At 48.9% G+C, this 25,772-nt stretch carries 24 protein-coding genes; 13 read left to right on the top strand and 11 right to left on the bottom strand.

Going from position 1 to position 25,772, the window contains the following annotated elements; translation table 11 throughout:
• Positions 1-105 precede the first annotated feature (105 nt).
• Positions 106-996 carry a succinate--CoA ligase subunit alpha gene (locus NDA01_RS01100; RefSeq protein WP_190555028.1) on the top strand — a complete coding sequence of 297 codons (891 nt, stop codon included), beginning with the start codon at positions 106-108 and terminating at the stop codon, positions 994-996.
• Between the two features lie 12 nt (positions 997-1,008).
• On the opposite strand, the gene NDA01_RS01095 is transcribed toward NDA01_RS01100, so the two are convergent.
• The 4 genes from NDA01_RS01095 to NDA01_RS01080 all read right to left on the bottom strand — a co-directional run bounded on the left by NDA01_RS01095 (position 1,009) and on the right by NDA01_RS01080 (position 6,852).
• On the bottom strand, positions 1,009-2,835 hold the full coding sequence (locus tag NDA01_RS01095) for an ABC transporter permease (RefSeq protein ID WP_348226566.1): 1,827 nt from the start codon (positions 2,833-2,835) through the stop codon (positions 1,009-1,011).
• Positions 2,825-4,411, bottom strand: a complete 1,587-nt coding sequence (locus NDA01_RS01090; protein WP_348226565.1) for an ABC transporter permease — start codon at positions 4,409-4,411, stop codon at positions 2,825-2,827. The genes NDA01_RS01095 and NDA01_RS01090 overlap by 11 nt, the downstream gene beginning before the upstream one ends.
• Positions 4,412-4,491: 80 nt before the next feature.
• Entirely contained in the window at positions 4,492-5,442 is a 951-nt protein-coding gene (locus NDA01_RS01085) for an ABC transporter ATP-binding protein (protein ID WP_348226564.1), read from the bottom strand.
• Between the two features lie 162 nt (positions 5,443-5,604).
• A complete protein-coding gene (locus NDA01_RS01080) occupies positions 5,605-6,852 on the bottom strand; it encodes a DUF2252 domain-containing protein (protein ID WP_348226563.1) in 1,248 nt (415 codons plus the stop codon).
• Positions 6,853-7,288: 436 nt separating this feature from the next.
• Here NDA01_RS01080 and NDA01_RS01075 point away from each other — a divergent pair, with 436 nt between their 5' ends.
• The 10 genes from NDA01_RS01075 to NDA01_RS01030 all read left to right on the top strand — a co-directional run bounded on the left by NDA01_RS01075 (position 7,289) and on the right by NDA01_RS01030 (position 14,482).
• A complete protein-coding gene (locus NDA01_RS01075) occupies positions 7,289-7,687 on the top strand; it encodes a hypothetical protein (RefSeq protein WP_348226562.1) in 399 nt (132 codons plus the stop codon).
• 156 nt (positions 7,688-7,843) lie between these two features.
• Entirely contained in the window at positions 7,844-8,935 is a 1,092-nt protein-coding gene (gene leuB, locus NDA01_RS01070; protein ID WP_348226561.1) for a 3-isopropylmalate dehydrogenase, read from the top strand.
• A 170-nt stretch (positions 8,936-9,105) separates the two neighbouring features.
• The gene (locus NDA01_RS01065) at positions 9,106-9,369 is read left to right on the top strand and encodes a hypothetical protein (protein ID WP_190434193.1); all 264 of its coding nucleotides are present in this window, start codon (positions 9,106-9,108) and stop codon (positions 9,367-9,369) included.
• Between the two features lie 109 nt (positions 9,370-9,478).
• On the top strand, positions 9,479-10,300 hold the full coding sequence (locus NDA01_RS01060) for a prepilin peptidase (RefSeq protein ID WP_348226560.1): 822 nt from the start codon (positions 9,479-9,481) through the stop codon (positions 10,298-10,300).
• Between the two features lie 81 nt (positions 10,301-10,381).
• Complete coding sequence (locus NDA01_RS01055) at positions 10,382-10,600, top strand: hypothetical protein (protein WP_348226559.1); 219 nt, start codon at positions 10,382-10,384, stop codon at positions 10,598-10,600.
• A gap of 224 nt (positions 10,601-10,824) precedes the next feature.
• The gene (accD, locus tag NDA01_RS01050; protein ID WP_190561286.1) at positions 10,825-11,748 is read left to right on the top strand and encodes an acetyl-CoA carboxylase, carboxyltransferase subunit beta; all 924 of its coding nucleotides are present in this window, start codon (positions 10,825-10,827) and stop codon (positions 11,746-11,748) included.
• 213 nt (positions 11,749-11,961) lie between these two features.
• A complete protein-coding gene (gene psbV / locus NDA01_RS01045; protein WP_190434201.1) occupies positions 11,962-12,450 on the top strand; it encodes a photosystem II cytochrome c-550 in 489 nt (162 codons plus the stop codon).
• Positions 12,451-12,591: 141 nt separating this feature from the next.
• Entirely contained in the window at positions 12,592-13,086 is a 495-nt protein-coding gene (gene psbV2, locus NDA01_RS01040; RefSeq protein ID WP_348226558.1) for a photosystem II cytochrome PsbV2, read from the top strand.
• 143 nt (positions 13,087-13,229) lie between these two features.
• Positions 13,230-13,565: a cytochrome c6 PetJ gene (petJ, locus tag NDA01_RS01035; protein ID WP_370527470.1), complete on the top strand. Its 336-nt coding sequence runs from the start codon at positions 13,230-13,232 to the stop codon at positions 13,563-13,565.
• A 203-nt stretch (positions 13,566-13,768) separates the two neighbouring features.
• Entirely contained in the window at positions 13,769-14,482 is a 714-nt protein-coding gene (locus NDA01_RS01030) for a rhomboid family intramembrane serine protease (RefSeq protein WP_190434205.1), read from the top strand.
• Positions 14,483-14,583: 101 nt separating this feature from the next.
• On the opposite strand, the gene NDA01_RS01025 is transcribed toward NDA01_RS01030, so the two are convergent.
• Together NDA01_RS01025 and glgP are read right to left on the bottom strand one after the other, a co-directional pair.
• Entirely contained in the window at positions 14,584-15,441 is an 858-nt protein-coding gene (locus tag NDA01_RS01025; RefSeq protein ID WP_431193276.1) for a Tab2/Atab2 family RNA-binding protein, read from the bottom strand.
• A gap of 259 nt (positions 15,442-15,700) precedes the next feature.
• Complete coding sequence (gene glgP, locus NDA01_RS01020; RefSeq protein WP_348226557.1) at positions 15,701-17,914, bottom strand: alpha-glucan family phosphorylase; 2,214 nt, start codon at positions 17,912-17,914, stop codon at positions 15,701-15,703.
• A gap of 384 nt (positions 17,915-18,298) precedes the next feature.
• On the opposite strand from glgP, the gene NDA01_RS01015 reads away from it, so the two are divergent.
• Both NDA01_RS01015 and rimM read left to right on the top strand, forming a co-directional pair.
• Positions 18,299-19,582: a valine--pyruvate transaminase gene (locus NDA01_RS01015; protein WP_348226556.1), complete on the top strand. Its 1,284-nt coding sequence runs from the start codon at positions 18,299-18,301 to the stop codon at positions 19,580-19,582.
• Positions 19,583-19,591: 9 nt separating this feature from the next.
• Positions 19,592-20,212 (top strand): ribosome maturation factor RimM, encoded by a 621-nt coding sequence (gene rimM / locus NDA01_RS01010; protein WP_348226555.1) that lies wholly within the window; start codon positions 19,592-19,594, stop codon positions 20,210-20,212.
• 9 nt (positions 20,213-20,221) lie between these two features.
• On the opposite strand, the gene NDA01_RS01005 is transcribed toward rimM, so the two are convergent.
• The 5 genes from NDA01_RS01005 to NDA01_RS00985 all read right to left on the bottom strand — a co-directional run bounded on the left by NDA01_RS01005 (position 20,222) and on the right by NDA01_RS00985 (position 25,771).
• Complete coding sequence (locus NDA01_RS01005) at positions 20,222-21,592, bottom strand: sensor histidine kinase (RefSeq protein WP_431193275.1); 1,371 nt, start codon at positions 21,590-21,592, stop codon at positions 20,222-20,224.
• A 411-nt stretch (positions 21,593-22,003) separates the two neighbouring features.
• Complete coding sequence (locus NDA01_RS01000) at positions 22,004-23,389, bottom strand: sensor histidine kinase (protein ID WP_348226554.1); 1,386 nt, start codon at positions 23,387-23,389, stop codon at positions 22,004-22,006.
• A gap of 374 nt (positions 23,390-23,763) precedes the next feature.
• Positions 23,764-24,141, bottom strand: coding sequence for a low temperature-induced protein (locus NDA01_RS00995; RefSeq protein ID WP_190555044.1), 378 nt, complete (start codon positions 24,139-24,141; stop codon positions 23,764-23,766).
• A gap of 178 nt (positions 24,142-24,319) precedes the next feature.
• Positions 24,320-24,616 (bottom strand): hypothetical protein, encoded by a 297-nt coding sequence (locus NDA01_RS00990; RefSeq protein WP_348226553.1) that lies wholly within the window; start codon positions 24,614-24,616, stop codon positions 24,320-24,322.
• A 63-nt stretch (positions 24,617-24,679) separates the two neighbouring features.
• Positions 24,680-25,771 (bottom strand): ABC transporter permease, encoded by a 1,092-nt coding sequence (locus NDA01_RS00985; RefSeq protein ID WP_348226552.1) that lies wholly within the window; start codon positions 25,769-25,771, stop codon positions 24,680-24,682.
• Between the last annotated feature and the right edge of the window lies 1 nt (position 25,772).

Below are 25,772 nucleotides of genomic sequence, written 5' to 3'. Positions count from 1 at the left end.
TTGAATGTAACTGCTGGTCTTCTGACCCCATACAATCAAAGTAGATCAGCACTTGGAACAGGTGCCATATCTGGGGATCAGCTTCGTTCCGGTAGGTAGAAAGATATGAACTTTAATCCAGACAGCAAAGTCCTGGTTCAAGGCATTACAGAACCACTGGGCAAGCTATACACCCCTCTGATGAAGGCTTACGGCACCAACATTGTGGCGGGAATCAGCCCTGGCTATGGCGGACAGCAGCTTGAGGACATCCCCATTTTTAATATGGTGGAGCAGGCGCTACCCACAGTCGGGCCAGTCGATACCACCATTTTGTTTGTCTCGCCCTATCTCATCCTAGACGCAGCTCTAGAAGCGATCGCTGCTGGCATTCGACAGATCATTATTGTGACTGAGGGGATGCCACCCCTAGATATGGTGCATCTGACTCGCAAGGCAGAAGCGACAGACACTCTGATTGTGGGCCCGAATTGCCCTGGCATTATCGTACCGGGGCAGAATGTGTTGCTAGGAACTCATCCAGCGGAATTCTACACCCCTGGGCCAGTCGGTCTGATTAGTCGCAGCGGCACGCTCACTTATGAAATTGCCTTAGAACTCACCCGCTCAGGTTTGGGGCAATCTATTGGCGTGGGCATTGGAGGAGATAGCATTGTCGGCTCCTCGTTTCCCCAATGGCTGCAAAGCTTGGATGAGGACGACACGACCGAAGTTATTGTTTTGGTGGGAGAGATTGGGGGAGACAGCGAGGAAGTTGCCGCTCGTTATATTGCGGAAGTGATTGATAAACCAGTGATTGCTTACCTTGCGGGCCGCACTGTTCCTAAGGGCAAACACATGGGACATGCGGGAGCGATTATTGCAGCCCAAGTAGCTGAGTTGGGCACCGAAATCGGGACAGCTGAGAGTAAGATTGCCGCCTTTAAGCGGGCCAATATTCCCGTTGCAGAGCGCCCTTCTCAAATTCCAGCTTTGGTGAAAAAGGCGCTCCGCTAGGGATAATTTTAGTTAGGTTCTTCCAGACAAGCGGGGGCGATCCAGAGGGCGATCGCTCAGTAAAGCCTTGGAAGCCGACTCCCCAATCTGTCGCACTTGCCGCGTCAAGTTCAAACTCAATAAGCTCACAATGCTTAACTGGCCTAGCCAACTCAGCACAATTTCATGAGCGGCTGCCTCATGGATAGCAGCAAAGGGAACCGCCGAGAACAGCCACAGCCCAGCCGCTTTGTCAGGACCAAGGGACAAAATGGCAAGGACTAGAACTGGTAATACTACTGCCGCACTCACTGACCCAAAAGCCCAGAAACCCCGCTTGGGGCTAGGCAGGAGTAGTAAGACTTGTGCTAGCACTGCGTAGACGGCCAGCACGCTAAAACCCAGCACTAGTCCTGCGATCGCTCGTTCTTGAGTTGCGACCGGAGGCCAAGAAAGTACCCAAAGCAGCAGCATGATAGAGGCAATGCCTAGATTAGTGGCGATCGCCACTACCGCAGGACTTTTCTCATTCCACAGTAAGTCGGCAATCAGAGCCCTGGACCAAAAATGTTTACGACTTGTAACTCGCTCATGCCGATACCTGGCCCAATCCTGAACTGCTTGGCGATGGGGCAGCAAAGCAGCGATCAGGCCCAGAAAAAACACCAGATTTAGCAATAGGGCAAAATCTAAGTTTTGCGATAGCAAGTGTAGAAAATGCTGGAATGAAGCTGACTCTTGACCCGCAGGAACAATCTCGTTTGGCATTTGTTCCAGAGATTTCTGAGTCTGGACTGCCAAACCTAGAACCAAAGTTTCAAAGCAAAGCGTTAGACCATAACTTTGCTGTTTGCTGAAAAGAGGAATATTAGAGTTACGAAAGCGGCGACCTAGGGCTTGCCAAGCCCAAAAACTGTAGAACCCATAATTTAGCAATGTAAAGCCCAGAGCTGCAAACAAACTGCTGCCTACAGGCAAGTGGAACCATTGTAGGTGCTGGAGCCTTTCCTGATACAAAAGGGATTTCTCTAAAAGCTTCATAGGCATTATTTGCTCTAATACCAAAGCAGGCGTGAGCCCCCTTAGTAAATCGCTCGGAGAGTTGTTAACCCTTTGACTGAGAGAACAAACAAGTAGGAACAGTAGACCTCCGCTACCTAACCAAGCTTGAAAACCACCTAACCAAGTCCCTGTCAAGCCAATCAGTAGCGCGACACTATAAAAACAAACACAGCTGGCTAAGACTACTCCATAAAATACGAACATGGCAGTTAGGGAAATTCCCGCTGCATTACCCAACCACAGATGTAATGGCACTGCTAGCAGAGTAGCCCAATACAGCAAAATTGGTACTCCCAGCATCTTACCGACTAGTAGACCGCCCGCCGACTGAGGGGTCAAACGCAGAAAGTTAAGGGTACCCCGTCGCTCCTCGCGATCGAGATCGCTTACTAGCAGATAAGTACCCACTACGGGTAGCATCACCATGCCAATCATGCTTAGGGTGATAAAGGCATCCAGGGACCATAGGGGCCAATCGACTAAAATATGGCCCAAGGTATTAGTTAGGCAACGACGTGCATGATCTGATCCACCCCCCGTACAGTATTGATGACTAGAAGTTAGGGTTGGCAGCTGTCCCCACACGTACAGCAGAAAAACTAGTTGTACCCCGACCGAAATCACGATCGCGAGTAGTGAATTGCGCGGCGTTAAGCGACCCTTGAGTTCTCGAAATAGTTGCGGGTTCCAATCCCCCAGACGGTCCAAGCCAACTTGTAGCATGGCGATTTTCTCCTGGTAATGATTTTGGTCATCAAAGCTCAGCGAAGGGCGATCGCTAATCTGGCTAATCTGCACCTCGTGGTCTCACCCGGAAAGCGGTATCTCTTCCAGGGAGCAAAGCTTTTGTTTCAGAGGCACCCAGTTGTGTCAGTCTTTGCGTGAAGCGGAAGGTCAGCAGCCCCAGCACACCCAACTGTCCTAACAAACTTAAGGCGATCGCAATTGCAGAAACATTGTCTAAGACCAGCCAGAGCAAAGGAGAAAAGAGCATGAGTTCTTTGGCATGGGTAGGTTCTCCTTGAGCGGCCAAAATCAAGATCAGTGGCGGCAATAAAGCAACTCCACCAATGGCTACTGCAACTTGCAACGTATGTTGTCGTGACTTGGCTAAAGTGGCAAACTGGGCGATCGCGACGTAGATGGCCAGCAAGGTAAAACTGAGGAGCAAGCCTGCCAGCAATCGCAGTTTTGGTGCCTCGCCAGACGCCACAAAGACCCAAGTACCTAAGATTGCCGCCACAAGGCCGAAGTTGAGCAACATCGCCACCAGCACAGGACTTTTGTCACCCCAAATCAAATCTGCGATCAGAGAACGTTGTCTTGCCCCAGAAGCCATGTCAGTCATGGCGTGGCGATAGCGAGCCCAATCTAGCAAGGCTTGCCGCTGAGGCGAGAGGAGGAGCATTAAGACTCCAAACCAAATCAGGTTGATCAGGCTGAAGCAGAGTAGAACGCTAAACCAGTCAGATGTAGCGTTTAAGGAAATGGAACTTTGAACCAAAAATCCTAGTAGCAACAGCTCCACATGAGCAGTCATTAAATAGCTGTAGCGCTTGCTTAGCAAAGCCGACGTGGGAGAACGAAAACAGCGGTTGAGGATATGCCAAACCCAGTAAATCCCTAAGCCCGCATTGAGCAAGGTAAAGCTATGGGCGATCGCTGGACTGCCTCCAATCGGCAAAAAGAACCATTGCAAGTCATTAACACCCCCTGTATCCAGCCCTGACAGCCAGACACTCCAGACGGTGAGCTGATTCCAATTCATGTAGATCGGCAAAAAGGCTAGCCCCACCAACAAGGCAGTTACCAGAGCTGAAGTACTGCCCAAAGAGTTTGTCTGTCCTGCCGAAAATCGCCCGATAAAGGCAGACAACAGCGCCAAGCTAAAGATGAAAGCGCAAGCAACCCCTAAAAGACCATAGAAACTAACCAGAAAGCTGAGAGACACGTTGGCCGCTAAGGTAGACCAAATATGCATCGGTACTAGCAATGCTGCACCGAGGTACACCAGAACGGGTACTCCCAGCAACTTGCCTAGCAGAATACTCTGGCTAGTTTGCGGACTTAAGCGAATAAAATTCAACGTGCCTCGTCGTTCTTCTTGCTCTAAATCGGTCATCAGCAAGACAGTACCCAGGACAAATAGCATCATGGGTAGCAGCCAATTGAGAATACGGAAGACAGGAACAGGATCGCTCCCACTCTCAAACACCAAACTCCCTAGCAAGAACTGCAATAGTAGAGCTGCCAAAGTGACTAAGAAAGCGCTTTGCCGCGTTAAACGGCCTTTCAGTTCTCGAAACAGTTGTGGATTCCAATCCCCCACCCGATCCAACCATTGAGCGGTCATTAATCCCTGTCCTCCTTTCATCTCTTTTCTTCCTCCTACCCTGCGGGAACGCCAAAGGCGTATATCCTACGCTTCGCGAATGGCAAAGCCGAACATCCTTTCTAAGACGCTTGCTTGTGTCCCAATTTGAGGAAAATCGTTTCTAGGTCTTCCTGTGTGCAATGAAATTCGGTGAGGGGAATTCCGGCGGCGACCAGTGATCGCAACAGCACAGCACTCTCTTCAGCCCCACCCGAAAACTGCACTCGTACTTGCTGAGTTCCGGGTACGATTTCGTAACCTTCTACCGAGGAGTGATTTCTCAACTCCGCCTGCAACGCATCTAAACTGCCCAGCGTCGCTACCACAATTTGCTGCCGACTGAGGCGACGATATAGGTCTTTGAGAGAAGCGCTTTCGACCAAATAGCCCAGCTCCATGATGCCGACCGAGGTGCAAAGCTCGGCCAAGTCGCTGAGGACGTGTGACGAAATCAAAATTGTCATACCCGCTTCGCGCAAAACCTTGATAATTTCGCGAAACTGCATCCGGGCGATCGGGTCGAGACCTGACACAGGTTCATCCAAGAGCAGCAGAATTGGCTCATGAATAATCGTGCGTGCGAGACTGAGTCGCTGCTTCATGCCGCGAGACAGGGTGGCGATCGCACTATTTCTTTTGTGGCTCAGTTGCACCAGTTCCAGCACATCTCGCAAACGCCGAGTCCGCCGGGGTTCTTGTAAGCGGTAGAGCCGCGCAAAGTAGTCTAGGTAGTCCCAAACGGTGAGGTCATCGTAGAGAGGAAAGTCGTCGGGTAAGTAACCCAGCCGCCGCTTCAGATTGGGGTTGCTGTGGTCTCGCAACAAGCGATCGCCGTTGATAAAAATCTCGCCTGTGGTTGGTTCTTCTGCTGCCGCCAACATGCGAATTAACGTAGTTTTTCCCGCCCCATTAGGGCCAATCAGTCCGTAAACTTCCCCCGCTGCAATTTCTAAATCTAAATCATGAACCGCAAGGTGACGGTCGAACTGCTTAGTCAGCCCACGAGTCCGAACTGCTAATTCTTGTGCCATAGGTGCTGAGGAGCGATGCAAGTTAACAGCAAGGCTAGCCTTTCACCTATTGCTTTGGCATCTGGTTTATAGAATTGAAACAACTGGCACAATCAATTTCTTGCTAGTGCCTAATAGCAGCATTATTTTTATGGTTAAAAAATATTCAGTTGCGATAATAAATCAGGTGGATACAGAAGCGACTGGCACTGCTTCTGAGTGGGGTTGCTCGACTGAACCATCCTTGAGGGCTTCGCGAAATTCACGCCAATCTCTCTCCACCTGCTGACTGTAATTTTGGGCATAGTCCACCGCTGTGGCCTGCCAAGTTGCTTGTTGGGCAAAGTCGATCAGCTCATCCGCGATCGCTGAACCCTGCCGCCCGCCGCTGCGCAACTGCGCCCAAGCAACCACCTCGCCCATCGTCGCGATTACCTTTTCTAAACGCTTCAGTCTGCCGCGATTGGCTTCTAAGTTGACTCGGCTTTCAAAAGGTTGCAGTTCGGTCAAAACAAAGGATTTATTGTCCTGAGTCACCGCTTTGAGCAGGGCGGGCGGACAAGCCTGAACTCGTTTGTGAACAGCCACGATCCGCTCTGCTTCGTTGGGCCATTGCGGTTGAGCCACTGTCAGGTAAGGTTGCAAGGCGGAGGAGTGAGCTTGCTTGAGATCGAGCAGGTAGTTGCCGTTAGGCGAGCCATGCCCTACCACTAACAAGATGTAGCGCTCAATCCCTAAGCTGCCAGTGCCCGCTGCTCGCTGAGCCACATCCAGCAGCTTAAAAAACTTAGGTTTGGTTTGCTGCGCTCTAAATTTCTCAATCAAAGCGGTGATTTTTTTGCGCTCAGCAGCTTCAATTGGCAAGGCTCGTTTGCCATCTAAGCGAATGCGGCGAGTATTGCCCTTGATCTCAGTGCGGTTATTCAAAAAATCTGGACGTTGGCGCTGCTTGAGCTGACTCAAAAGTTCTTGGACTAAGCCAGTGGCGGTGCTGCGTTCAATCCAGCCTGCTTTGCCTGTCGCAAGCGCCTGCTTGTAGTGGGCGAGAAAAGATTGGGCCAAAGCGATCGCGTCTGTGTGGCCCAAACCTAGGGTGTTGGCTCCGACAAAAATGCTAGTGAGAAACCGAGTGACATCCCAAGTACAGGGAGCCAGCACAGCTTCATCAAAATCGTTCAGGTCAAAGTAGGTTAAGCGGTTATCACCCTTGAACGTGCCAAAGTTTTCTAGATGTAGATCGCCACAAATCCAACTCAGAGGCGCTTGATTCAAAGCCGATGTACTGGGCCAATCTTGATAAAACAGATGGCAAGTTCCGCGCAAAAAGACAAACGGAGTTCGTTGCATCGCCTTGTATTTGCGGTGCAGCAGTTGGGGGTCGCGACCTTGATTAAATTGCTGAATGCGCTCGACTAGGGGGGCACGGGTCATAGGCGATCGCTGCAAGCCATTGCCGTACTTTACAGCGTCATCCTAACAACAAATCAGCAGAAATCCTAAAACATTGGGTGGTTCGTTGATGGCTGAATTAGCGGGAAAGACTGGCGATTTCAACTGGAACTCATCCCAGGTTCAGATAGCCACAGCGCTTCATCGGGACTTATGAAACACTCGCATCCTAGACCAATTAGCCCTCCGAGTACTCCAATCGGAACCGCCGAGAGAAATGCGAGCTGAACATGATGGTGGACAAGAGAATTTTCCTGTATCTCTACAGCAGGCCTGTTGAAGCTCTTCATTAATTGCGGCTCTGGTCCTTCAAATCCTGTTCTAAGCAGGTTATCACCCGTGTTTTAACCATTGGCTTATCCCTTACGAAAGAGGGTTAGACGCAGAATTTTCGATAGGTTGAAGTCGTCATATTTTCGTGGCAAAAACAAATTTTTTAGAGGAGATTGAAGTGAATTTACTTCAGCAAATTCGTCGAGTTCTAACCGCTGTTGTCTTAGGATTGGTGCTGACCTTGGCTAATGTAGCCTTGGCTCAGCCTAGCTTGGCTGCTTCTAGCCAGGGTGGTAATGATGTAGGCCAAGAAGTAACAGGATTTGTCCAAAGCCTACAGGGCAAAACCCAGGAAATTAAAGGTAATTTGACAGGCGATCGCGAAGACCAAATTCGTGGCAAAGTTCGCCAAGCCGAAGGTAATATCCGCTTGAGCCAACCTAATTCTGATGTAGGGGCTAAAACTCAAAAAGCTGAGCAAGATATCCGCGCTCGTCAAGCTCGTCCTGAATCCGCAGGCAATTTGCACAACGTCGTGCAGTAGTCGCTAATTCTTGATTTAGCCTTGTTACCCGTAAAGACTAGTGTTGACCCTAGTTTTTGCGGGTTTTCTGTTTACGATGCGCCCTACTGGTTGGTGCCCTTGCCAGGTATGATAAATACCCTGTGAGTACTTCCACCGTTCCCTTTGAGTTGACCTATGGCACAGCAGTACCGAATTACCCTTCTACCTGGCGATGGCATTGGCCCTGAAATCATGGCAGTGTCGGTAGACGTGCTGAAAGTTGTAGGCCAGCAACTCAATCTAGAATTCGATTTTCAATCGGCATTGATTGGGGGAGCCGCGATCGATGCTACAGGTGAACCGCTGCCTCAAGAAACTCTAGAAACCTGCCGTAACAGCGATGCTGTCTTGTTAGCCGCGATCGGGGGTTATAAATGGGACACATTACCCCGGCACCTGCGCCCTGAAACTGGTCTACTGGGGCTCCGCTCAGGTCTGGAACTCTTTGCTAACTTACGTCCTGCCAAAATTTTGCCTCAATTGATTGATGCTTCCAGCCTGAAGCGCGAAGTCGTGGAAGGCATTGACATCATGGTGGTGCGAGAGCTAACGGGTGGTGTTTATTTTGGTCAGCCCAAAGGCATCTTCGCAACGGAATCCGGTGAGAAGCGGGGTGTCAACACAATGGCTTACACCGAATCAGAAATCGATCGCATTGCCAAAGTCGGCTTTGAGACAGCTCAAAAGCGGGGCAAGAAACTGTGCTCTGTCGATAAAGCCAATGTGCTGGATGTGTCGCAGTTGTGGCGCGATCGCGTGACCCAGTTGTCTGCCGAATACTCAGACGTAGAGCTGTCTCACATGTATGTAGACAACGCGGCAATGCAATTAGTGCGTTGGCCCAAGCAGTTTGACACCATTCTCACCAGTAATCTGTTTGGTGATATTTTGTCCGACGCTGCTGCTATGCTGACCGGGAGTATCGGCATGCTCCCCTCGGCTAGCTTGGGAGCTTCTGGCCCTGGTGTTTATGAGCCAGTTCATGGCTCCGCACCCGATATTGCGGGGCAAGACAAAGCTAACCCGATCGCGCAAGTGCTCAGTGCAGCTATGATGCTACGCTACGGACTGAATCAACCGGAGGCAGGCGATCGCATTGAGCAAGCGGTGATGCAGGTGCTCGACCAAGGCTACCGCACCGGAGACATCATGTCTGAAGGCAACACTCTAGTCGGTTGCCGAGCGATGGGAGATGCTTTGATTCAAGCACTGGAGAAGGCTCAGTAGTGGTGGTTAGCAATTAGCGATTAGCAGTGGGTAATTAGCCAAAAACTAATCGCTAAAAGTTAAAGCTAAAAACCGATCGCTAATCGCCAAAAACCAACAATTTTCTCTTCCACTCTTGCTGTAATCACCCAAATCGACTAAAGTCGAGCGTAAAAATTAGGGATAGGTTTGTGGTATACGTTTCCCAACAACGACCCGAAAATAGGATAGAAGATGTGGAGTTTCCCGTCTTTGTGGACCCAGCAATTATTAGAGCCGCGCGGCAAATTTATCGGACTTACTACGAAGTACACCCCGAACTGACGCAACCTCCTCTCGGAGTCGCGATCGATCGCTACACCCATCGGGGCAAACTAATCTTCTCTGGCAGGCCCGTCTTACTTCCCCAAGAGTGTTTCGTGCCGTTCAATCAAATTGAGTCAGAACTTTATTAACGCTGAATGAGTGCTGGCAGTTTGGAGCCACTAGAGCCTCTAAGTGCCCTAATGTTCAGTAACCTGACCATAACCGTTCGGCCACTACTGCCAAACTAAAGCCTTGGTTATGGACACCCTGTTTACCATTCTCACCGCTCTGATTGCCTTTACCCTCGGTGCCTCTATCGGCAGTTTTCTGAATGTCGTGGTCTATCGCTTACCCGCAGGCTTATCCGTTCTTTGGCCACCTTCACGCTGCCCCCAATGTTCGCACCGCTTAGGTAAGCAAGACAATGTCCCGGTTTTAGGCTGGCTGTGGCTACGGGGACGTTGCCGTTATTGCAAAAGCCCTATCTCTATTCGGTACCCGTTGGTAGAAGCCGCAACGGGTGCTCTTTTTGTGCTGGTTTTTCTAATTTTTGGTTTTTCCGTCCAAACTTTGGGTTACTGGACCTTTGTCAGTTGGTTGCTAGCCCTATCCTTGATTGATCTAGATACCATGACCCTGCCAGAACCGCTGACTCGATCCGGTTTGTTGGTGGGCTTAGGTTTCCAAGTTGCTGTTGGTTCGGTGCTGAGTTTTAGCGTCACTCCAGTCGTCAGCCAACTAATGGTGGGGGTGATTGGTGCCGTTTTGGGTCTGTGGTTACTCAACCTCATCACTCTGGCTGGTTCGATCGCCTTGGGACAAGAGGCAATGGGAGCAGGCGATGCCAAACTAGCTGCCATGATGGGCGCTTGGCTCGGTTGGAAATATTTGCTGCTAGCAGGGTTTGTCGCCTGTGGAGTCGGTGCTTTCGTGGGAGGCGGGGCGATCGCTTTTGGCTGGCTGGGTCGGCGTCAACAAATGCCGTTTGGACCCTTCCTGGCGTTAGGAGCTATAATTGCGGCGTTATGGGGCGAAGCCATTATCTCAGGCTACTTACAGCTATTTTTTCCGGCTCTATAAGTAGCGATCGCCGATAAGCCCTAAACTCTTCACTTCCTTAATCTTTTGATAAAATTCCCATATTTTTGATACAATCCCTCCGTGTCATGGATCACATTACGAACGACGAGTACCCGTTGGGAAGCGGAAATTATGCAGCAGGTTTTGGCTGCTCATCAAATTCCAGCTCGGGTGCTTGACTTAGGTGTAGCGCCTTATTTGGGGCTAGGAAGTCCTGCTGCTCTACAAGTGCGTGTCGAAGACCAATGGACAGCTCTACTCCTCATTAGCCCTATGGAAGAAGAGCAAACAGAGGGATAACAAAAGCGGGTGAACCAAATTCACATCAACTCGTTAGCAACTCACAAGAAAACTTTCGGTCTACAGTAATTGCTGTAGCAAAATTTTTACTGGAGTATCAAAGCTGTTTTGATCGAGACTGACTAGGCCATTCTGGCTAGGTCATTAAAGCTTAAATTCAGGATTTTGCCTGCTTGGGGCTGATTGGAATAGAAATAACAAAATAAAAGGAATCAATCGCTTTCATGTCTCTATTTGATTGGTTTGCAAATCGACGAAAGGCAGAGCCGACCAGCAAGGAACGGCAAGAACGAGAAATTGCAGATGGTCTATGGACTAAGTGTGAGTCGTGCGGCGCTCTGACCTACACCAAAGACCTGCGGGCAAATCAGATGGTTTGCTTAGAGTGCAATCACCACATTCGAGTCTTCAGTGACGAGCGCGTCCGCCAGCTCATTGATGCCAACACTTGGCTAGCTTTGGACACGGCGATTCGTCCGATCGACCCGCTGAAGTTTCGCGATCGCAAGGGCTACGGCGATCGCATTCGAGAAATGCAGGACAAAACAGGCTTGCCCGACGGTGTCCAAACAGGGCTGGGCCAACTAGAAGGCTTGCCCGTCGCGTTGGGGGTCATGGACTTCCGGTTTATGGGTGGCAGCATGGGTTCAGTCGTGGGCGAGAAATTTACCCGCCTCATTGAACGAGCGACTCGTGAGCGGTTGCCAGTCATGCTTGTGTGCGCCTCTGGCGGAGCCCGGATGCAAGAGGGCATGCTCAGCTTGATGCAGATGGCTAAGATCTCTGGAGCTTTAGAACGGCATCGAGAGGCGCGGCTCCTTTACATTCCCATCTTGACCCACCCGACCACAGGTGGAGTGACTGCTAGCTTTGCCATGCTCGGTGACATTATTCTGGCAGAGCCAAAAGCCACCATTGGTTTTGCGGGTAGACGGGTGGTTGAGCAAACGCTGCGAGAGAAACTACCTGAGAACTTCCAAACCGCTGAATATCTGCTGGAACATGGCTTTGTAGATGCGATCGTTCCTCGAACGCAACTGAAGAAGACCCTAGCGCAACTGATTCGCTTGCACCAGCCTGTCCCGGCGGCCTCGCACTTTGTACATTTGCCGGAAACTGTTTCTCTCAGTCCTGCAAACCCCTTGTAGAAACTCAACGAGTCGTTCTATTGGGAAAGGGCCCCCTCAGTGGCATGATATTGATATTAGAAAGGCTCAATCCTGACCTTTGCAGGACCTCACTTCCAGGGCTGTTTTTGGGCCTTGACATGAGGATGGGTTCCCAAAAATGAGGAGCAATGGGTTGAGCCAACCTGTGTTGAGGATTGAATATCTGCTAACTGAGCCACATTAAGGAGAACCATGCTTAAAAGATACATCTGGCTTGCTGTGGCCACTGTATTTTTCGCCTTCCAAACCTTTATCGGCAGTGCTAATGCAGTTGAACTAGATGCAGCTACCCGCACTGTCCCAAGTAGCGAAGGTCAAAATGTTGTTTTGAGCTTAAAGCAAGTTCAAGAAGGCAAACGCTTATTTAACTACGCTTGTGGCCAATGTCACGTAGGCGGTGGCACCAAGACTGACCCTAACGTGGGTCTGGAGCCAGAAGCTCTAGCTTTAGCAACTCCACCTCGTACCAACATTGAGGCGCTGGTGGATTACATGCACAATCCCACCACCTATGATGGGGCTGAGTCTATTGCTGAGTTGCATCCCAGCACTCAAAGCACCGACATCTTCCCCAAGATGAGAAACCTAACCGAAGAGGATCTCGTGGCGATCGCAGGTCATATTCTGCTACAGCCTAAGATCGTTGGCCAGAAGTGGGGCGGCGGCAAAATTTATTATTAAGGCCTGCCAAATTAAGGAAATCGTCTTTGGCAGAAACTGGAGCCTTTCCACTTGAGCCCAACTCGCTACTAACGATTTTGAGCTAAAGAGTTTCTGCCATCTGCTGATTCACTTGCTGACCCACTAAAGGTTGCTCAAGTCATGCGACGCCTACGCTTTTCAGTTCCCCCTTTACTCGCAATTTTGGTTGTTTGGCTAGGTATGCTGTTATTCAGTAGCCCCGCGCAAGCAGCCACCGAGCCTTATATCACTCAGTATTTGCGAGTAACTGAGCCTGTAGCTGTGGAGTTGGATGGGCAAGGTCAAACACGTTGGTTTGCACCAGACGACTTTGTAGTGGGCAAGCATTTATTTGAAAACAATTGTAAGAACTGTCATTTGGGCGGCACTACCCTGCCTAATCCTCCGGTGTCCTTATCACTAGCTGCTTTGCAGGGAGCAGTTCCCCATCGAGATAACATCAATAATTTGGTTGATTATTTGCGCCAACCAATGACCTATGATGGCACCGAGGAAAATTACGTCTGTCGCCAGGTACCCGAAAGCTGGTTACCTCAAGAACAGGTCGAAAAATTGGCTGCGTTTGTTCTCAGAGCGGCTCAAAAAGCGCCCGGTTGGGGTACTAGTGATTTTTGAGTAAAATTCAAACGCTTTGCGAATCTGCCAGCTATGAATGGGTAGATGTCCGTCCTCACTAAAAAACGCCTTGTAGAAGCGTAGAATAGTCTAAGCAAGGCGTTCTTGTGGTTTGCTGTGTATTGATTGAGTAGAGGAGAACTGTGTTGAGAAAGCTATTGTCTATCGTCTTGGTGGCGATCGCGATGTTTGCTGTTGGTTTCGGTCGTCCTGCCCTCGCAGGTGATGCAGCGAATGGTGCCAAGGTGTTTAGTGCTAACTGTGCTGCCTGCCATATGGGCGGTAACAACGTCATTATGGCTAACAAGACCCTGAAGAAGGACGCTCTAGCCCAATTTGGCATGAACTCTGTGGAAGCCATTACCAACCAAGTGAAAAATGGTAAGAATGCCATGCCCGCTTTTGGTGGCCGCCTCAGCGATCAGCAAATTGACGATGTAGCAACCTACGTTCTAGAGCAATCTGAAAAAGGTTGGTAAGCTTCTAGCAAACTGACATCTGCTGACAAAACTATTTTCTATAGATTTAGTGATCTAGTTTTTGCAAGAACCCCTCCAGTACGTGAGGGGTTTTTTGCTGATCCCAACGGAAAACTTTGTGAAGAAATCTATCTCGAGATCAACAGACAGCCTTAAATTAAATCAGTTATCTTCCAGCTAGTAGATACTTAGGAAAAACGCCTGTGGTTCCTCTCCGTGATGATAATCCGACTACAATCACGCCCTTTGTTACCTACGGCCTTATTGTTGCAAATATATTAGTTTTTCTAGTTGAATTGAGTTTGGCTCCCGGCCAATTGGAGAAGTTCTTTTACACTTGGGCCGTTGTTCCTAGAGAATTAACAGCTAGTTTTGCGGGGCAAGCCGTTAGTGCTGGACCCACCGAATGGCTCACTTTATTTAGTTCGCAGTTTCTGCATGGTGGCTTCTTACATATTGCAGGCAACATGCTGTTTCTCTGGATTTTTGGCAACAATGTAGAGGATCGCCTTGGTCATGTTAAATATTTAATTTTTTATCTAGCCTGTGGTGCTTTAGCAGCCCTGACTCAGTGGTTTTTCTCGCCTAATTCCGCTATTCCCTCCTTAGGGGCAAGTGGGGCGATCGCAGGCGTGATGGGAGCCTATATCTTGAAATATCCTAAAGCGTCTGTCTTAACGCTGCTACCTCTAGGCTTCTTTATCACTACTGTCCGTATTCCAGCGTTTTTCTTCTTGGGCTGGTGGTTTGTCCAACAAGCTTTCTACGGCGCAGCTAGCCTGAATGCCCCCACAAATATTGGTATGGAAGGCGGCGGTGTGGCTTACTGGGCTCATGCGGGTGGCTTTGTCTTTGGTGCCATCCTAGGACCGTTACTGGGTCTCTTTTCCTCTGACTCAGAAGCTAGCGTCCTTTAAATCCGTTAAATTGTTCTCTCCCAAACAGGTTGTCTAACCGCTGAAACTCTGTAGCAATACAACTTCAGCGGCTTTTTTGTACTAAGTTGAATGACACTCAACTAATCCACGGGATGCAACAGCCAGAAGCCACTATAGGTCATTCCAGAGTCATCAGGTTGCACCAGTAAGAAGTGCAGCCCCTGAGTCCCTTGTTTTCGTTGTTCATAGGCTTGCGCCGCAGCTTTCACTTCTAGATCTTCAAAGGTGGCCATGACCCAACGCTCGGCTAAACCAGCTTCCAAAATTAAGCCGTCTGGGCTCCCAGCCATGTAGTTTAAGGCAACAGGATGAACTTGCTGCAACCACTGAGCCAACTTCATAGAGCGGCGGCCCGCGTCAATAATTACTCCAGGTACGGGCAAATCAGAAGCCAATCCCAAACTGAGGGGTAAGAGAATTTCGGGCATCTCCAAAATCGGGATGGGGCGGTCTTGGAAAGCATCGACGAGTTGACCTGCGGCGATCGCGGCAAATCGCCACTGTTCCCCTTGAAGATTTTCGGCAATGGGGGTCGGTGGCGGCTTATCTAAAGCTAGGGGCGAATAAGGCTGCTGGGCGTAGCTGCTGGCCTGAGAATACTGCTGGGCTTTCTCGCGTAGTAGCTGCTTTAGAGCAAAGGTCCGGCGAGTCGGTTCCACCGTTATTCCTAGCTCTTTCCCTGCCAACTCAAGCAACCCTAGGGCTTGAGGCCGAAAAACCTGCAAGCGCTCTGGGAAGTGCTGTTGCGTTTTTGCTGCTGCCTGTAGCTGGCTCACGACCCAAGTAGCATTGGCTTCTGGTTGGGGGCACAGAGCACTAAATTCCCAGGTTCGGGTGCGATCGCAAAGCAACAACTCCCAAAGGGGATGCCCCTGCTCATCCTGCAAGGGACGACGATAAAAATCAGCTTCCCAAATCAGCATATTGTGGTGGTCCAAGGTTAATTCCCGTTTGTTGAGTTCGTGCGTTATAGCTGTGCCTCACAGATGCTACGGTCGCGGTTGATTGGGCCAGCTTTAGCCAATTCATTCTCAGGCTATCAGCTAGCGCTGGATCAATGGCACAAGCTCGGCAAATCACCTGGCAACATTGCACTCAATACAAAAAGCTGCCGCAGAAACATCATCTACGACAGCTTTCGATCGCTAAACTAAGTTAACTGTTTGTGCTTTTATCTGGACTTAACAGCCAAAACACTTACGCCAGAGCACTCGCCAGAATCGGTTCAGCGTTGACGACTGCACCAGGAGCATACATTTGCCTCACGTAGTCGGCCACCATGCGATCGGTGTTAAAAGCAACGGAGTTGGTTTTGATCGAAGCCTTCATTTTTTGAATCCAACCGTGGGGAATGCCATTGGCATCTTGGTCGTAGTAGAGGGGAACAATTTCCTCGGTTAGGAGCCGATACAACGATTCAGAGTCAATGCGGTCTTGCAGTTCTTGGTCGCTGGTGTTGGCATCTTCACCGATCGCCCAACCGTTCAGACCTTTGCCGTCGGGTCCAACTTGGTAGCCTTCGCACCACCAACCATCTAAGACACTACAGTTGAGGCCGCCATTAAAGCAGACCTTTTGGCCGCTGGTCCCAGAAGCTTCTAAAGGACGACGAGGATTGTTCAGCCACACATCAACCCCTTGAATCAGCTTTTGAGCAGTATAGATGTCGTAGTCTTCAATGAACGCCACGCGATCGCGAATGGCATGATGACGACACCACTCCATTAAGCGCTGAATAATCCGCTTGCCTTCCTCATCGGCAGGGTGAGCCTTACCTGCAAAGATGATCTGCACAGGGCGATCAGAGTTACCGAAAATTTGCAGTGCTAGCTCCGCATTTCGCAGCAGTAACGCCCCACGCTTATAGGGGCTGAAACGACGAGCAAAGCCAATCGTCAGAATGTTGGGATCGAGCAGGTGATCCGCCGCATGAATTTGATCTGGCTCTTCACCTCGTCCTTGCCGCGATGCCTTAACCTTAAACCGGGTATGAGCAACTAACCGCTCCTTCAAGATTTGGTGGCGCGACCACAGTTCCTCATTCGGAATTTGGTCTACTCCTGCCCACATCTGGGGATCAACCACTCGCGCAGACCAGTTCTCGCCGAGATATTGCGCGTATAAATCGCTTAGCAGGGGAGCTGTCCAGGTGCGGGCATGCACACCGTTGGTGATGTGGCTAATCGGTACTTTGTCTTCTGGGCGATCTGGGTACAGAATGCTCCACATCTTGCGGGACACTTGACCATGCAGCTCACTGACCCCATTGGCACCACGGCACAAGCGTAAGGCTAAAACTGTCATGCCAAACGGTTCCCAAGGATCACCGAGGCGACGGGCACCCAAGGAGAGAAACTGCTCTCGTGACAGCCCTAACTCTGGCCAGAAACTGGCAAAGTAGGAATCCATCAGATCAGCCGAGAAAACGTCGTGGCCTGCGGGTACAGGGGTGTGAGTCGTGAATACACAGCGATCGCGCACTGAGGCTTCAATATCGTAGAAAGACTTGCTCGTCCGTTGCACTTCCAATCGCGACAACTCTAGAAGGCAAAACGCCGCATGACCTTCATTTAGATGGTAGACCGTAGGCTCAATTCCTAAAGCTTGTACTGCTTTAACGCCACCGATCCCCAAGACAACTTCTTGGGCGATCCGGGTTTCCTGGTTGCCGCCATACAAGTGTCCTGTCAACCAGCGATCGATCGGATCATTGTCTTCCCGGTCTGTATCCAGCAGGTAGAGCTTCACCCGCCCTACTTGCACCCGCCAAATTTGAATTTTGACCATGCGCTGGCGGATTTGTAGCTGAACCGTAATCGGTTCTCCCTCGGCATTGGTCATTAGTTCCAAGGGCATCTGCTCAAAAGGATTGTCTGTATAGTAATCCTCTTGCCAACCATTGCGGTTGAGACGTTGGTGAAAATATCCTTGGCGGTAGAGTAAACCGATCCCAATCATTGGCACGCCTAGATCGGAAGCGGACTTGAGGTGATCCCCAGCCAAAATCCCCAAACCACCGGAGTAAACGGGGAGCGATTCGTGGATGCCAAACTCAGCACAGAAATAGGCGACAGGATGCTCTTGAGACAGTTGTGGAGCTACTCGGCTTGCCCAAGTATCTGTTTCTTGCATGTAGCGATCGAATTGGGTCGCTAAACCTTGCAAGCGCTTGAGATACAAGGGATCTTCTGCTAGCTGAGTTAAACGTTCGTAAGAGGCGGACTCCAAGAGAGCCACAGGATTATGCCCAGAGCGCTGCCATTCGTCCGGGTTAATGTTTTGAAATAGAGAAACATGGCCATTGGCCCAGCTCCACCAGTAGTTGTAAGCTAAGTCTGCTAGTCGTTTCAGCGGAAGGGGTAGCTTCGCACTCAGCTTAGCAGCAGGTGTCATAACGGCAGTATTCGTCATAGGATTTAAGGCTCTCGTTCTTCACTAAAATCTCAGCTCAGGCTTATCCAATGGCATTACTCCAGATGAAGCCTGAATCAGGGGTCCAACGTGCTTAGCGGGGTTCGATCGACGGCTGGACAAATACAAATCTTTTCGAATCAGCTCTCTACAAGCGACGCAACGTAACGGGACTGGGTTCTAGCTTGACAGGACTTAGAGAGGTAGGGGCAATTATTTCATACTCTCTAAAGCTTCGTTACCAAAGTTGCAAGTAGAGCTAAAGAAATTTTTTGCCAAGTTAAGTTTTGAAAGCTACCTCAGCGTTTAACAAGCTTCTATCGCGCCCCTCTAACGGTTAGCATTGATCAGCATCCTCAAGTAGCACTGGTCCCAAGTTCTTCTATGAACCCTGTCTTGACTCAATTCGGCGCTCAAATGTCCCAGTTAACTGGGGTGCGAGCCATTATGAAAGACATTATTGAAACGCTGCGAGCCGGAGATGGTCAAGAGTTCATTAATTTAAGTGCTGGAAATCCGGTGATTTTGCCCGAAGTAGAACAACTGTGGCGAGATTGCACCGCAGAACTCCTAGCCAGCAATGAATATGGAGAAGTGGTTTGCCGTTATGGGTCAAGCCAAGGCTACCAACCGCTGATTCAGGCGATCGCCCAAGATTTTAATCAGCGCTATGGGCTCAAATTGAGCGATCGCAACATCCTGATTACACCAGGTAGCCAAGCCCTGTACTTCTATGCTGCAAATGCTTTTGGCGGCTATACCACTAGCGGCAACCTAAAGCAAATTGTCCTGCCTCTTAGCCCTGATTACACAGGCTATGGCGGCGTTACCTTAATTCCCGAAGCCTTAGTTGCTTATAAGCCAGCACTAGATATTGACGCTAGCGCTCACCGCTTCAAGTATCGCCCCGACTTCAGTCAACTAGAAATTAACGAAACTACAGGGTTTGTGTTGTTTTCGCGGCCTTGCAACCCGACGGGTAACGTCCTCACCGACGAAGAGGTGCAAAAAATTGCCGCCCTTGCTACTCCTCACAATGTTCCGGTTTTGATTGACTCCGCTTATGCGTCACCCTTCCCAGCCTTGAACTTTACAGACATGACTCCGGCATTTGGCGACAATATCGTTCACTGCATGAGCTTATCTAAAGCAGGGCTACCGGGAGAACGGGTGGGGATTGCGATCGGAGATGAGCAAGTGATTCGAGTGTTGGAGTCATTCCAAACCAATCTTTGCATTCACTCTTCTCGTTACGGCCAAGCGATTGCTGCCCAGGCGATCGCTTCAGGAGCCTTAGCAGAAATCTCAACTCAAGTGATTCGCCCTTACTACCAAGAAAAATTCACCGTCGTGGAGACGAGCCTTGATCAAGCGATGCCCCAGGAAATTCCTTGGCTGCTCCATCGCGGAGAAGGTGCTATTTTTGCTTGGCTGTGGCTCCAAGACTTGCCCCTCACAGATTGGGAGTTTTACCAGCGACTCAAACAGGTGGGTGTTATTGTGGTCCCCGGCAGCTCGTTTTTTCCAGGCTTGCGTGAAGATTGGCCCCACAAGCAGCAGTGCATTCGCATTAGCCTCACCGCTAGCAACGAAGAAATTGCCATAGGCATGCAACGTTTAGCCAAAGTGGTTGCAGAAGTTTATCAATTGGCAGCCGCAAGTGAATGAGTTTCTTCCATGATCCGCGAGAACCCCATGCCTGAGAGCCGTAAAACTAATCCTTCCCGGACCAATACCACCCCGCCAAGTTTGGCCACAGTTCCTGAAGGTTGGCTACAAATTGGTAAAATTGTCGCCGCTCAAGGCTTGAAAGGCGAAGTGCGGGTTTACCCAGACTCCGACTTTCCAGAACGCTTTGAGCAGCCGGGAACCCGTTGGCTATTGCCCACCGATGCGACTGAACCCCAACCGATTGAGTTGATCAAGGGCCGCTATTTGCATGGCAAAAACATGTATATCTTGCAGTTGGCAGGCATTAGCGATCGCGACCAAGCTGAGGCGCTAAAAGGCTGCAAGTTATTAGTGCCAGAAAGTGATCGCCCCCAATTAGAAGAAGGGGAATTCCATGTCATTGACTTGATCGGCTTAGACGTGTTTGATCAAGCGACGCAAGCGCTGCTAGGTACAGTCACAGATGTGATTCCTGCTGGAAACGATTTGCTAGAAGTCAAACTGGTCGCTCCTTCAAATCCTAAGCAACCCACGGTTTTAGTTCCATTCGTCAAGGAGATTGTCCCTGTGGTAGACCTAGCGGCCCGGAGAGTGGAACTGACTCCGCCAGTGGGATTAATCGAATAGGTCAGACGATTACACCAACGGTAGGAGAATCGTAAACTCCGTCCCAACCCCTAGTTGCGATCGCAGTTCAAATTTGCCTCCATGTCTAGCTGTCACAATTTGATAACTCATAGACAAACTAGTTTCCTTCGCAGCCCGTTTCTCTACGGAAAACGATTCCAAAATGCGTTGATGTTGTTCTGGAGCCAAACCGGGACCATTGTCGGCGATTTTTACGGAAACCCAACGAGTTCCGGAAGCGACGCTGAGTAGCTTAGCAGGACAAACTTGAGTGGTAATTTCAATCTGAGGCTTTTGGGGCAGAGCCAGGATACCTGGACTGCAATACTCAATGGCTAGCTCTTGTCGAACCGCTTGATCAATTAAGGCATCGACCGCGTTCGTCAAAATATTCATAAAAACTTGACTTAGCTGCCCGGAAAAACATGAAACTGGTGGGAGCTGACCATAGTTTCTAATAATCTGAATTTCCCCAGTCAAGCGGCTTTTCAAGAGTAACAAAATGTTGTCGAGGCACTCATGCAAATCGGCTGGCTTCGGATAAACCTCATCAATATGACAAAAGTTTTGCAAGCTGGTTGCTAGTTTTGATAACCGTTCTGCTCCGGAGCGAATACTAGCAATGGTATGGGGGAGATCCTTGATCACATACTCCAATTCCAAGTCTTCTTGTAAATTGAGAATCTCTTCTGGGGGTTCTGACAGACAAGCTTGATAGGCAGCAATTAACTCCAGCAAGTTCTGGCTATAGCTGGAAACATGGGTTAAATTGCCCCAAATAAAACTGACTGGATCTAAGATTTCGTGGGCGATACCATCTACTAAGCGCCCCAAACTGGCCATTTTCTCAGTCTGAATCATTTGGGCTTGGGCTCGTTCGTACCTCACCTGCGTCTCAATGCCACGAATTTGCCAGTAAGCAATGTTTAACTCGTGCATGTTGAGCAGTTGATAGGTTTGGGGTTCTGTGTAAACTACAATCGGCTCCCCTAGCAACTCGCGCGATCGCCGTAGAGCTTGCTGAGCTGCTGTCACAATGGGGGTGCTGGCAGGCAAAACTAGCGGCTTGGTTCGGGCATAACTGTACAGCACACTCAAAGGTTGGTTGAGAAATAATTCTAGCCCTTGAGGACGTAGCAAATATTCCAAAAATTGCTGCCGAGAAATCATCCCGACAAACTCACCTTGCTCTAGCAAAATTACCCCTGGCAGCAAGGGGTTTTTTTCAAAAACCTGAGCAATTTCTGACCCTAAATGGCTGAGTTCAACTTGAAAGCTATAGAGCCGTAGGTCCTGTAGTGGAGACTCTAAACTGAGGGCTAGCCCATTTCCTTCTGAGAGAGAGGGTGGAATAAAGTGAGAACTGGATTGATTTAGCACAAGCACTCAACTCTCCCAGACACCCTAAACTACATCCCTTGAAATAGAACCAGCCCCAGCTTTTGTCATCAAGTCTATCTACGCCTCAGACCCATCAGCCCTAGTCAAGTTAGCCTTTACAATACCTTGGCCTCGGCAATATCGGCTTCTGCCTTTCAATATAGGTGCTATGGAAATTCCAAATGGGGTGCGGCCCTCACAACCTACCAACCTGATCAATCATTTAGGACGGCGATCGCAGTATAGAGATTCAGAAGCGGTAAATCGCCCGCAAAACTATCAGGACTAACTCAGTTCTAATGCCTTCAGCTCAACTTACTCCGTAATTTCTGATAGTTGAATCCGTGGAAGAATAGGCTACATCTCTCAAATCTTGCCAACTTCGATCGCTAACCCGCTAAGTCTCTGACATTAGGGTGTAAAGACAATGGGCAGCCGAATTTCAAATTCAGTCCCGACTCCAGGTTGCGATCGCAAGCTCAGCTGCCCTTGGTGCTTTTCAGTCACGATCTGATGACTAATAGCTAACCCAAGCCCGGTACCTTGGCCCACTGGCTTGGTCGTAAAGAAATTTTCAAAAATTCTTGCTTGAATCTCACTGGGTATGCCGCAACCATTATCAGCAATCTCAATCACAACCCACTCATCAGATTTTGAGGATGCTGATGATTCAATCCTAAAAACTGTGGTTGAAATTTTAATTTGCGGCTGCCAAGAATTTGTTGTTGTAACTAGCTGTTTTGCTAAAACTCCATTTAGCCTCTGCTCATTAGTGTTATTGTCTGTTTTCTCAGTTAATGCATCAATGGCATTGCTAATCAGATTCATAAACACTTGGCTGAGCTGACCGGGATAGCAATTAATTAGAGGTAAATCTCCATAATTTTTCACTACCTCGACGCCGTACTTCAGGCGATTACCCAAAATCAGCAAGGTGTTATCAATACATTCATGCACATCTGTTGCTCGAAGCTTTGCTTCATCCATGTGTGAGAAGCTGCGCAGGCCCCCCACAATTCTTTTAAGGCGTTCTGCGCCCATTCGCATGCTGTCAATTACCTGCGGCAAATCTTGAAGTAAAAAATCAAATTCAATTTCTGCTTTTTCTTGCTGGACTAGGGTGCTATCAAGAGAAACTTGAGCTATTTCCTGGTCATAAGTTGACACCAGTCTAATCAAGTCCTGACTGTATCTAGATAAATATCCTAAATTTCCCCAAATAAAATTTACAGGATTTAGAATCTCATGAGCCACACCTGCCACCATTCGACCTAGACTCGCCATTTTCTCTGTCTGGATCATTTGAGCTTGAGTTTGCTCATGGAGTAACTGAGTGGTCAACTCATGAATTTTAGCTTGGGCTACTAATAGTTGATGTACATCTAATAAACGGTAAACTGAAGGCTCTATTTGTACAATAATCGGCTCATAAATCAGCTCTAGCGATCGCGCTAACGATTGCCGAGCCGCAGCCACAATTGAAGTACCACCTAGTAAAATTAAGGTTTCATTTTTAGTGAAGTTATAGAGTACCTTTAGAGGCCGTTTAGAAAATAGCTCCACCCCATACGGACGGCTCATTTGCTCTAGAAACCTACGACGTGAAATAGCACCAATCAGCTCTCCACAGTCAACTAAAATGACACCAGGTAGCAAAGGGTTCTGTTCAAATACTTGGGAAACCTCTGAGCCAAGACAATTAGAGTTAACTTGAAAGTTGTGTAGCTGTAATTCTTGCAGAGTGGACTCCAAAGACAAGGTAGGCTCTAAGAAGTCCAAATGAGATTCAGTCATCATAGCCATTGGTGAGTATATCAACAGGGTGGTAACTAATTAATCAAGCACACAACTGAATATCCCTATTTTGCATGACACTAGGCTTGTCTCAAATCCATTAAAGACAATCTAGATTTAACTCAAAATTAACCTTTTGAGTGCTTAACTATGTTGAGCAATTAAATTAGTTACGCCTGGCACAGACTTTAACTCACTTCTTAAAAGAAAAACCTTATCAACTAATTCATCGCCCATCCCTTAACTATTTTCATAAAAAAAGGGCAGGTTACAGGAACCTACCCTAGAGTTTGAAACCTCTAAAACAGAGGTGAGATTGGCTGAAAGAATGTCAGTAGTGACAATAGGTGAGCTTTAGGACTCCCTAGCGACTCAAGCTATTTACCTTGAAGCTTTTCAAGGTTCTTCTTGATGGTTTGTTCAACCGAAGGAGCCGCATCCTGAGAATTGGAAGGACGATACATCTTGTCAATATCAGCGTCGCCCTGAGCCGCATTTAAGCCTTTACCTTGGGTTTCAACTTCTTCTTTTTCTATTCCATACGGATCGTTTGCTTCGATCGCCTGGTAAGACTTCTCTTCAATACCTTTGAGCTGAGCTTCACCCTTGGTGGGGCTGCTGCTGCCCGAATACATAGAAGAAGCAGCAAAAGCAGGAGCGGCTTGCGTTACCAACAGTAATGCACAAGTAAAAGCAATTACTAAAAAGCGCACGGGACGTAGAAGAGCAGATAAGTTGATGCGAATAGATTGCATATAGAGCTTCTCCGAGTAACAGTTATTATGTGTTGTTAAGCAGGAATTTTGTGATTAACTTCCTGAATGACCTGCACTTAATTTGCTGGAATCTGTGACTCTGCTGCATCTATACCCGGATAGATTCTGGAGAAATAAATTCGAAGCGAGAAGCCACAATCGTTTGAAAACCCAACTGTTACGAGACTGAAGATAGAAACTCTACCTGAGGTAAGAGTGGATCTTGGACAATACCAACTCCTGCAAACCCCCAACGCTTCATTAAACCAGTGATTTGCGTGCCCGGAATCGATTCCACGGCAAAGCGATCGCTTAGATCCGAGGCATGAGTGTTTAAATAACTTAAGGCTTCGAAGTCCTCACGAAACATTAATAAGTAACTAGATTTAGTACCGCTAGAACCTTGACTAAAATTCGCAGTTAGGTAATTGCCATCGAGTCTAGAGCGAATAATGTAATAAACCTGAGAAAGCATAGTCACCTCAGGGAGAAGATTAGGAGTAACTATCTACTAAGTTGCTTAAGTTGCTGGCGTTTGCTACTTCAAATTTTCCAAACGAATCCGGGGGTCCACTGCTTTGAGCAACAGATCAGCTAATAGATTACCGATGATTAACATCACAGCCCCCATCATCAAGCTAGCCATCACTACGTAAAGATCTTGAGCAATCACCGCTTGCAAAATCAATCGACCTAACCCAGGCCAGTTAAAGAAAAATTCTGCAATAAAGGCACCACTCAGCAGACCCGCAAATTCAAACCCTAGCAGCGTAATTAAAGGGTTGATCGCATTGCGGAGGGCATGCACGTAAATGACTTTGTTTTCTGGCAAACCTTTAGCCCGTGCCGTCTGGATGTAGTCTTGCCGCAAAACATCCAGCAGTTCTCCTCGCATGATGCGCTGTAAGCCAGCAAAACTCGTGACGCTCAAGGCTAAAGTGGGCAAAATCATGTGCCAACCCACATCTAAGATTTTGCCAATGGGGGAGAGATCATCATGGTTGATGCTGGTCATATCTCCCACGGGAAAGAGCGGCGAGGTATTTTGGGCCAAAATCAACAACAGCAGCGCTGTGATGAAACTGGGAAACCCTTGGCCCACGTAACTAATGACTTGTAGCACTCGATCCGCTGTCCGGTTTTGATTCACAGCGCTGACAATCCCTAGAGGAATCGCGATCGCCCAAGTAATCACCAACGAGGAAATCGCCAACAACAGCGTATTGCCGACTCGCTCCCATAACAGAGCAGCCACCGATCGCTGATAGACAAAGCTAGTGCCAAAATTCCCTTGGGGCAAAATCAGGGGAATTGGCCCCACCTTAACCACATGAGGCTTGAGGATCTGCCAAAGCCAGCGTCCGTATTGCTCCAGCATTGGCTTATCCAAACCAAACTGTTGCTGCAACTCTTGGATTCTCTCCGGCGAAATCTTAGGATTCTGCCGCAAAGTATCGAGGTAATCTCCAGGTGCCAGTTGAATAATCGCGAAACTCAAGGCCGATGCCAGCAGTAAAGTCAGCAGTGCCTGTAATAGTCGCTTAACGACATAGACAGCCGTTTCGCTGGTAACTGAGGAGATTACCCGTTGCCCAAAAGAGTCTAGCCCACCACGCTCAGAAAGAGTCATT

Source organism: Trichocoleus desertorum AS-A10, assembly GCF_039962155.1.
In the GTDB taxonomy this organism is placed as follows: Bacteria; Cyanobacteriota; Cyanobacteriia; order FACHB-46; family FACHB-46; genus Trichocoleus.
Note: the sequence above shows the minus strand (reverse complement) of the source record. Positions and strands in the feature narration are given on the sequence as shown.

What these genes read in the sequence shown, in the direction of transcription:
- NDA01_RS01100 (WP_190555028.1), top strand. Translation starts at nt 106, where the DNA reads ATGAACTTTAATCCAGACAGCAAAGTCCTGGTTCAAGGCATTACAGAA.
- NDA01_RS01090 (WP_348226565.1), bottom strand. Translation starts at nt 4,411, where the DNA reads ATGAAAGGAGGACAGGGATTAATGACCGCTCAATGGTTGGATCGGGTG.
- NDA01_RS01085 (WP_348226564.1), bottom strand. Translation starts at nt 5,442, where the DNA reads ATGGCACAAGAATTAGCAGTTCGGACTCGTGGGCTGACTAAGCAGTTC.
- NDA01_RS01080 (WP_348226563.1), bottom strand. Translation starts at nt 6,852, where the DNA reads ATGACCCGTGCCCCCCTAGTCGAGCGCATTCAGCAATTTAATCAAGGT.
- leuB (WP_348226561.1), top strand. Translation starts at nt 7,844, where the DNA reads ATGGCACAGCAGTACCGAATTACCCTTCTACCTGGCGATGGCATTGGC.
- NDA01_RS01060 (WP_348226560.1), top strand. Translation starts at nt 9,479, where the DNA reads ATGGACACCCTGTTTACCATTCTCACCGCTCTGATTGCCTTTACCCTC.
- accD (WP_190561286.1), top strand. Translation starts at nt 10,825, where the DNA reads ATGTCTCTATTTGATTGGTTTGCAAATCGACGAAAGGCAGAGCCGACC.
- psbV (WP_190434201.1), top strand. Translation starts at nt 11,962, where the DNA reads ATGCTTAAAAGATACATCTGGCTTGCTGTGGCCACTGTATTTTTCGCC.
- psbV2 (WP_348226558.1), top strand. Translation starts at nt 12,592, where the DNA reads ATGCGACGCCTACGCTTTTCAGTTCCCCCTTTACTCGCAATTTTGGTT.
- glgP (WP_348226557.1), bottom strand. Translation starts at nt 17,914, where the DNA reads ATGACGAATACTGCCGTTATGACACCTGCTGCTAAGCTGAGTGCGAAG.
- NDA01_RS01015 (WP_348226556.1), top strand. Translation starts at nt 18,299, where the DNA reads ATGAACCCTGTCTTGACTCAATTCGGCGCTCAAATGTCCCAGTTAACT.
- rimM (WP_348226555.1), top strand. Translation starts at nt 19,592, where the DNA reads ATGATCCGCGAGAACCCCATGCCTGAGAGCCGTAAAACTAATCCTTCC.
- NDA01_RS01000 (WP_348226554.1), bottom strand. Translation starts at nt 23,389, where the DNA reads ATGATGACTGAATCTCATTTGGACTTCTTAGAGCCTACCTTGTCTTTG.
- NDA01_RS00995 (WP_190555044.1), bottom strand. Translation starts at nt 24,141, where the DNA reads ATGCAATCTATTCGCATCAACTTATCTGCTCTTCTACGTCCCGTGCGC.
- NDA01_RS00990 (WP_348226553.1), bottom strand. Translation starts at nt 24,616, where the DNA reads ATGCTTTCTCAGGTTTATTACATTATTCGCTCTAGACTCGATGGCAAT.
- NDA01_RS00985 (WP_348226552.1), bottom strand. Translation starts at nt 25,771, where the DNA reads ATGACTCTTTCTGAGCGTGGTGGGCTAGACTCTTTTGGGCAACGGGTA.